This window comes from Amycolatopsis sp. SID8362, from assembly GCF_010550475.1.
GTDB lineage: Bacteria > Actinomycetota > Actinomycetes > Mycobacteriales > Pseudonocardiaceae > Amycolatopsis > Amycolatopsis eburnea.
In genome coordinates this window covers 1-7,209 of the sequence record NZ_JAAGNB010000241.1, presented here as the reverse complement: position 1 = coordinate 7,209, position 7,209 = coordinate 1, and the positions used below count along the sequence as shown (strand labels likewise).

The 7,209-nt window shown below is 70.8% G+C and carries 9 protein-coding genes; 6 read left to right on the top strand and 3 right to left on the bottom strand.

The window, feature by feature from the left end; genetic code table 11:
- The 4 genes from G3I65_RS08285 to G3I65_RS08270 all read left to right on the top strand — a co-directional run.
- On the top strand, positions 1-680 hold a 680-nt coding region (locus G3I65_RS08285; RefSeq protein WP_160695570.1), incomplete at its 5' end, for a CdaR family transcriptional regulator.
- A gap of 30 nt (positions 681-710) precedes the next feature.
- Positions 711-1,046 carry a hypothetical protein gene (locus G3I65_RS08280; protein WP_160695569.1) on the top strand — a complete coding sequence of 112 codons (336 nt, stop codon included), beginning with the start codon at positions 711-713 and terminating at the stop codon, positions 1,044-1,046.
- A 22-nt stretch (positions 1,047-1,068) separates the two neighbouring features.
- Positions 1,069-2,457, top strand: a complete 1,389-nt coding sequence (locus tag G3I65_RS08275; protein ID WP_160695568.1) for a glucose-6-phosphate dehydrogenase — start codon at positions 1,069-1,071, stop codon at positions 2,455-2,457.
- 17 nt (positions 2,458-2,474) lie between these two features.
- Positions 2,475-2,687 (top strand): DUF4170 domain-containing protein, encoded by a 213-nt coding sequence (locus G3I65_RS08270; RefSeq protein ID WP_160695567.1) that lies wholly within the window; start codon positions 2,475-2,477, stop codon positions 2,685-2,687.
- 30 nt (positions 2,688-2,717) lie between these two features.
- Here the strand turns inward: G3I65_RS08270 and G3I65_RS08265 are convergent, their stop codons facing one another.
- Positions 2,718-3,200 (bottom strand): glucose-6-phosphate dehydrogenase, encoded by a 483-nt coding sequence (locus G3I65_RS08265; protein WP_160695566.1) that lies wholly within the window; start codon positions 3,198-3,200, stop codon positions 2,718-2,720.
- A gap of 210 nt (positions 3,201-3,410) precedes the next feature.
- On the opposite strand from G3I65_RS08265, the gene G3I65_RS08260 reads away from it, so the two are divergent.
- Positions 3,411-4,412, top strand: coding sequence for a class 1 fructose-1,6-bisphosphatase (locus tag G3I65_RS08260; RefSeq protein ID WP_203612318.1), 1,002 nt, complete (start codon positions 3,411-3,413; stop codon positions 4,410-4,412).
- Here the strand turns inward: G3I65_RS08260 and G3I65_RS08255 are convergent.
- Positions 4,345-4,947 carry a TetR family transcriptional regulator gene (locus G3I65_RS08255; protein ID WP_160695565.1) on the bottom strand — a complete coding sequence of 201 codons (603 nt, stop codon included), beginning with the start codon at positions 4,945-4,947 and terminating at the stop codon, positions 4,345-4,347. The genes G3I65_RS08260 and G3I65_RS08255 overlap by 68 nt on opposite strands.
- Between G3I65_RS08255 and G3I65_RS08250 the strand changes: the two genes are divergently transcribed.
- Positions 4,904-6,151: an amidohydrolase family protein gene (locus G3I65_RS08250; protein WP_160695564.1), complete on the top strand. Its 1,248-nt coding sequence runs from the start codon at positions 4,904-4,906 to the stop codon at positions 6,149-6,151. The two genes, G3I65_RS08255 and G3I65_RS08250, sit on opposite strands and share 44 nt — an antisense overlap.
- A 172-nt stretch (positions 6,152-6,323) precedes the next feature.
- Here G3I65_RS08250 and ribA read toward each other — a convergent pair.
- The coding region (ribA, locus tag G3I65_RS08245; protein WP_160695563.1) for a GTP cyclohydrolase II at positions 6,324-7,209 on the bottom strand (886 nt) is incomplete at its 5' end.

Sequence of the window (7,209 nt, the reverse complement as noted above, 5' to 3'; positions counted from 1 at the left end):
TGGGCGACGCCGGCCCGTGGGAGGCCGGGCGGCTGCTCGGCCTGTCGCTCGACGGGGTGCTGGTCGTCGTCGCCGGCGAGACGCGCGGGCTGGCCGAGGAGAGCCTGGCCGGCATCGAAGGGCGGCTGGCGCGGCTCGGCATCGTCTCGGCGTGGCAGCTCACGCCGTCCGTGCAGGCCGGCGTGGTCTCGCTGCGCGAAGAACAGTACGACGCGATGCTGGCGCTGCTGCCGGAAGTCGCGCTGGCGCGCACCGGCGTCAGCCCGGTCTACCGCTCCCTGACCGACACCCCGCGCGCCCTGCACCTGGCGCGCACGGCGCTCGCCGGCATTTCGCCGGGACGGCGCGAGGTGCGCGCGTTCAGCGCCAGTCCGCTCGCCGCGTTCGTCGCCCACGATCCCGACGAGGGACGGCGGCTGGCGAACGAGGTCTTCGGGCCGGTGCTCGACCTGCTCGCCGAGGAACGCGACGTGCTGCTGGAAACGCTGCGGGAGTACTTCGCCGCCGGCGGGGCGTCCGAACAGGTGGCCCAGGTCATGCACTGCCACGCCAACACCATCCGGAACCGGTTGCGCCGCATCCGGGAACTGACCGGCCGGTCGCCGTCCGACCCGCGGGACCTGGCCGAGCTGGTGACCGCGCTGCAGGCGCTGGAGCTGAGCTCCGCGCGCCGCCACTGAAAACCCGTCCACCGACACCGGGGAAGTCCCATGAACGAGACCATCACGGCCAAGACCATCGGCACGCCGCAGGGCGGGCTGTTCGACAACCCGTGGCCGCCCGGGTTCCCGGCCGCCGGCCAGCGCGTCGCGCTCTTCGCCTACGAGGTGACGACGGTCGACGGAACCGCGGAGGACATCCGGACCTACCACGTCGGCCCGGCCGAAACCGAGGCCCGCGGGCCGATCGGCACGCCGCACGACGAACCGCAGGGGATCACGGTCGCCTGGCGCGGCTGCGGGACCGCCTCGGTGGTCCGGGTCGAGGCCCCGCCGGGCGCCGAGCGCACCTGCGACGTGACGCCGGACGACCGGGATCTCCTGTGACCGCGGGCCGGGGGTGACGCGCGTGCCGGACTGGACCGCGGGCGCGCTGGTGATCTTCGGGATCACCGGCGACCTCGCCACGAAGATGACGTTGCCCGCGCTGTACCGGCTGGAACGGCGCGGCGCACTGCAATGCCGGGTCGTCGGGGTCGCTTCCGGTGACCTGCCGGAGGCGGACCTGACCGAGCTGGCGCGCCGGGCGATCGAGAAGTCCGACGTGCCGTTCGACGAAGCGGTGTTCGCGCGGCTGGCCCGCCGGATGAGCTACGTGGGCGGCGACGCGAACGACCCTCGGCTGTACGAGGCGCTGGCGGCCGAGCTGGCCGGGATCCGCCGGCCGCTCCACTACCTCGCGTTGCCGCCGTCGTTGTTCGCGCCGGTCGTGGAGCGGCTTTCGGCGGCCGGCCTGCTGGCCGACGCGCGGGTCGCGCTGGAGAAGCCGTTCGGCACCGACCTCGAGTCGGCGCGGGAGCTGCGTGCCCGGCTCCGCCAGGTGCTCGACGAGCGGCAGCTCCTGCTCGTGGACCACTACCTCGGCAAGGAACCGGTCATCGAGATCGAATACCTGCGCTTCGCCAACCACGTCATGGCGCAGCTGTGGGATCGCGACAGCGTCGCGGCGGTGCAGATCACCACGGCCGAGAAGCTGGACGTCGCCGGGCGCGGCCGGTTCTACGACTCGGTCGGGACGGTGCGCGACGTCGTGCAGAACCACTTGCTGCAGCTGCTCGCGCTGGTGGCGATGGACGCGCCCGTCGACTCCGGCGTGGCGGACCTGCGGGCGAAGAAGCTGGAGGTGTTCAAGGCGATTCCGGCGGTGGAGGTGCGCGGCTGCGTGCGCGGGCAGTACGAGGGCTACCGGGCGGTGCCCGGGGTGGCGGCCGATTCGGACACCGAGACCTACGTCGCCATCGAGCTGGCGATCGACAGCTGGCGCTGGGCCGGGGTGCCGGTTTTCCTGCGTGCCGGGAAATGCCTGCCGGTGACCGCCACCGAGGTGCGGCTGATCCTGCGCCACACGCCCCGGTTGCGCTTCCTGCCGGACGCCGCGCAGGTCGAAGCGAACCAGCTCGTGCTGCGCATTTCCCCCGAGCCCGCCCTGCGGCTGCGGTTGTCCGGTTTGGACGGTGCGGGCCGGTGGCGCCCGGTCCGGCTCGACACGACGTTCGAGCGGGATCTCGGCACGCCGGAGTCACCGTACGAACGCCTGCTGGCCGACGCCTTGGCCGGGGACGACCGGCTGTTCGCCTGGCAGGACGCGGTGGAGGAGAGCTGGCGCATCCTGCGGCCGCTGCTGGCGTACCCGCCACCGGTGAAGCCCTACCCGGCCGGCACGTGGGGTCCGCCCGCCGCCGACGACCTCGTCGCCGGACACCCTGCCTGGCAGTCACCTTGGCTGCCGGGCACCTGAACCGACAGGAGACGGAGATGAGCTGGATCGAAGAGACCAACCCCGGCCCGGAAGCGGGCTGGTACTTCAACACGAGCACGGGCGAGGTCGAACACGGCCGGCACTCGCGCGCCGTGGACCTGCTGGGCCCGTACCCCGACGAAGAAACCGCCCGCCGGGCTTGGGAAAACGCCCACGAACGCACCGCGGCGGCCGACCGAGCCGACGCGGACTGGAACGGCGAGGGGTGAACCGTCCCGCGCGCCACCCCTAGAGATAGGTCATCGCTGTGTGGACGATTCCATGAGCAGAATTGGTGCGGCATCGAGCAGGCGGCGAAGGCTTGTGTCGAGCGGCCAAACAAAGTGCAGTTCGCGGCCGAGCCGCCGATCCACCGCGGCCGCCGCCCCCGGCGGTATGCGGCTGGTATCAATCCGGTCGACGATCGGGTCCAGCAATGACGGCGGCGTCGACAGGTAGAGCAGCTCCCGGAGTGGCCCGGGGTTCTGCGCTGTAAGCCCGGCGAGGTAAACCAGTCCGTGGTGCGTGACGAGCAAACGTTCGGACGTGATCGTGACGCCGCCGGCGGCCTCGCGGCCACCCCAATCCAGTGCGGCGAGACGGCCCAGCGCCACGCGCCTGGGGCCGTCGTCGGAGAGCAGCTTGTCGACGTCCGCTCGCCGGATTCCCGGCGGCGATCCGGCGCCGGTGCCGAAGTGCCGGCGCAGGGCGTCCTCGAAGAAATCAGAAAGTCGCTCGCTCATTGCGTGCTCCCGTCGGATCCGGCTTCCCGCCTGCGACGCTAGGCCGGTGTCCGCTCAGCGTCGAGGTATGGGCACGAAGTTTGTCGAACCTGACAGCGAGCGCAGGGTGGGAACCCAACCCGTCGATCACCCCTCGGGTGGATCCGGCGATGTGCCGTCGCTGGTTTCCGGGTAGCACGCGACGACCGCAGCCGATGGCCGAGGAGCGACATGCTGACCGAGCGCTCGACCCTGACCCAGTTCCTCATCGAAGAGCGACGGCGGCATCCCGGATCCAGCGGCGAGCTGAACGGCCTGATCCTCGACGTCGCGCTGGCCTGCAAGACGATCTCCGGGCAGATCAACGTCCAGGGTGAGGCCCAGCAGAAGCTCGACGTGGTGGCGAACGACATCTTCCTGCGCGCCAACGAGTGGGGAGGCCATCTCGCCGGAATGGCGTCGGAGGAACTCGAGGAGCCGTATCCCATGGACGGGTCGTCGAACATCGATGTCAACGTCGCGGTGGGCAGCATCTTCTCGATCCTGTGGGTGCCCACCGCCGGCGCACCCGTGACGACCGAGGACTTCCTCCGGCCGGGAACCGAACAGGTCGCGGCCGGCTACGCACTCTACGGGCCGGCCACGGTTCTGGTGCTGTCCGTCGGGACCGGGGTGCACAGTTTCACCCTCGACCCGATCCTCGGCGAGTTCTTCCTGACGCGGCAGGACATCAAGCTGCCCGGCACGACCGCGGAGTACGCGGTCAACAGCTCCAACCGGCGCTTCTGGGAGCCTGCCGTCCTGCGCTACGTCGACGAGTGCCGCCAGGGCGTGAACGGCCCGCGCGAGAAGGATTTCAAGGGGATCGTCGCGTCGCTGGTGGCGGAGACGCACCGGATCCTCACCCGCGGCGGAGTGTTCTTGTACCCGCGCGACACGAAGGATCCCGCGAAACCCGGGCGGCTTCGGCTGCTGTACGAGGCCAACCCCGTCGCGTTCCTGATCGAACAGGCAGGAAGTCGCTCATCATGCGCGGAGCATTCGACGGTCTCGATCGAGAGACCGGGTTGGCGGAGCTGTCTCACTCGCGGCCCGGCGGAATGGCTGACGGTCTTAGAGCAGCGTGGAGCCGCCCGCCATACTGAAGACGGCGTGCCTCGAACCTTCAGGATTTCGCGCGAGGTGCCTCGCGGTCGTACGGCGGGCTGGCCGGAGCGCGAAGGCCCGCCGTGACGAACGCGACCAGCTGTTCTCGTTCGGCTCGGTCGGAGAGGCCCGAGCCCGAGGACAGGGCGGCGAAGGCGAGGATCGTCCCCACCGCCAGCCGGACCCGCTGCGCTGCCTCACCGGCGGGGACGAGGCCGCGACCCCGGAGTTCGCCGATCAGCCTGCCCACGCCCGGGTCCTCGAGTATTCGGTCAAGCGGCCGGCGGCCGGCCGTCGAATCGGCCGCGACTGCCGACAGCACCCCCTGGACGGCGGACGCCGGCTCGTCGCTGAGCGCTACGAGAGGGTCGAGGAAGGCCCGCACCACGTCCTCGACGCTCGCATCGGTGGTGAGCCGGTCGAATCGGCGCGCCCGCTCGAGGTTCACCGGCACGAGGATTCGGGCCAGCAACGCGTCCAGTAGGGCACTGCGGCCGCCGAATGCTGTGGTCACCGCGGCAACGTTGACGCCCGCAGCCGCGGTGATGTCCCGCACGGAGACGAGCTCGCGGTCGCCGGTGGCCAGCAAGTCCATCGCGGCGTCGAGCAGTCTCTCGCGCATCACCTCGCGTCGCACCACGGAACGCCTTCCCATTTGCCGAGCCCGCAGGATCTACTATGGTCAGCTTAAACACTGTTTAGGTCGGCTGTCGACCGGCCCGACATGGAGGAGCCCCATGGGCGACAGGTTCATCCTGACCGGCGTTCGGGTCTTCGACAGCGGAGAGCTCAGCGCTCCCGTTGACGTGGCTGTCGCAGGCGGCCGCATCACGAGACCCGCGAACGGAACCGAAGTCGTCGACGGGCGTGGCGCGGTGCTGCTACCCGGACTCATCGACACCCACGTGCACATCGAGACGGTCCAGCAGCTGCAGGCGTACGGCCGGTGGGGCGTCACGACCGTGCTGGACATGGGATCTCCGGACTGGCGCGCGACATCGGCGTTGCGCGGGCTCGAAGGGCTCGCGGATCTGCGCAGCGCGGGAGCGGTGGCGTGCGCCCCGAACGGGACCGCCGTGCGAAAGATGGGCTACCCGTCGTCCAGCGTTGTCCACGGGCCGCAGGACGCTGCACGATTCGTCGCCGACCGGATCGCCGACGGAGTCGACCACATCAAGGTCGTGCTGGACGAGCGGCTCCCGTTCCAGCCGAAACCACTCGACGAGGTGACCGTGTCCGCGATCGTGGCGGCAGCCCACGAGGCCGGGCTCCTGGTGTGCGTGCACGCGACATCGGCGAAGAGCTTTCGGATCGCGTCCCGCGCCGGCGCGGACGTGCTCACCCACGCGCCGCTCGCGGAGCGCCTCGAGGTGGCGGACACACGACGTATCGCCGACCAGGGGCTCGCTGTCTCACCCACGCTGGTGATGATGAAGAAGCTCGTCGAACACTTTCCCGCACCCTTCAAGCCGAAAAAGATCACCTACACCAACCCGGAGGAAACAGTGCGGGCCTTGCACCAGGCCGGCGCGACAGTCCTCGCGGGCACGGACGCCAACAGCGATCCGACCGCTCCGAACACCATCGAGCACGGCGCGGCCCTCCACGACGAGCTCGACCTCCTCGTGCGAGCGGGCCTCACCCCCGCCGAAGCGATCACCGCCGCCACTTCTGCCGCGGCCGACGCGTTCGGTCTTCGCGATCGCGGCCGCATCCGCGAAGGGCTTCGGGCCGATCTGCTTCTCGTCGACGGTGACCCCACCACCGACATCCTCGCCACCCGAAACATCCGCGGAGTTTGGATCGCGGGCCAGGCGGTGCGCTGATGACCGGCGAGCCGTGGGGGATTCGAGTCGCTGCCGGCCACGACGCTGCTGACGGACCGCACGTCCGACTGGCCGCCGGGCGCGATCGACCTCTGCAGCCGCCCGACGGCCACGACTCGGAATGATCAGTTCCGGTCGCACGGGTGGCCGCCGGCGCTGGCGGTTCGTCTCGTCATGCCTCAGCGATGCGGGAGATCCCGGGCTCGTCGAACAGGTGACCCATGCGGTGCTGTTTGGTGGCCAGGTAGCGAAGGTTCGCAGGCGCCGCACCGGTCGTGAGCGGGAGCCGGAGCACGACGGAAACTCCGCCGGTTTCCAGGTCCCGGATCTTGGCGGGGTTGTTGGTCAGCAGCCGGACCCGGGTGATGTCGAGGTCCCGCAGGATCGCTGCCGCGGCACCGTATTCGCGTGCGTCGGCCGGTTCGCCGAGGCGGAGGTTGGCGTCCACTGTGTCCAGTCCGGCGTCCTGGAGTTCGTAGGCCGCCAGCTTTTTCGCCAGCCCGATGGCCCGGCCTTCGTGGCCGCGCAGGTACACGAGCACCCCGCCGTTGCGCCCGATCCGCGCCAGCGCGTCGTCGAGCTGCGGGCCGCAGTCGCAGCGCCTCGAACCGAGGGATTCGCCGGTGAGGCATTCGGAGTGCACCCGCGCGATCACCTCGTCGCGCGGCCTGTCGCGGACGAGTGCGAGATGGTCGGCGCCGGTGCTCAGGTCGCGGTAGCCCAGCGCGCGGAAGCTGCCGTAGCGGGTCGGCAACTCGGTGTCGGCGGTCCGCACCACGCGCGGCTCTTCCCGGAACGGCAAGGGATTCCGGCGCCGGTAGGCGATCAGCTCCGCGATGCTCAGCGCGGGCAGGCCGAACCGGCTCGCCAGCGCGTCGACGGCGGCGCCGCGGAGCATCGACCCGTCGTCGTCCACCAGTTCCGCGATGGCCGCGACGGGCGGCACGCCCGCGAACCGGCACAGGTCCACCGCCGCCTCGGTGTGTCCTGGCCGCTCCAGCACGCCACCGGCTCGCGCGCGCAGCGGCAGGATGTGCCCGGGGCGGGCGAAGTCCGTG

Bases quoted from the DNA above. Each gene is read 5' to 3' on its own strand.
- G3I65_RS08270 (WP_160695567.1), top strand. From the start codon at position 2,475: ATGAGCTGGATCGAAGAGACCAACCCCGGCCCGGAAGCGGGCTGGTAC.
- G3I65_RS08265 (WP_160695566.1), bottom strand. From the start codon at position 3,200: ATGAGCGAGCGACTTTCTGATTTCTTCGAGGACGCCCTGCGCCGGCAC.
- G3I65_RS08255 (WP_160695565.1), bottom strand. From the start codon at position 4,947: ATGCGCGAGAGACTGCTCGACGCCGCGATGGACTTGCTGGCCACCGGC.
- G3I65_RS08280 (WP_160695569.1), top strand. From the start codon at position 711: ATGAACGAGACCATCACGGCCAAGACCATCGGCACGCCGCAGGGCGGG.
- G3I65_RS08260 (WP_203612318.1), top strand. From the start codon at position 3,411: ATGCTGACCGAGCGCTCGACCCTGACCCAGTTCCTCATCGAAGAGCGA.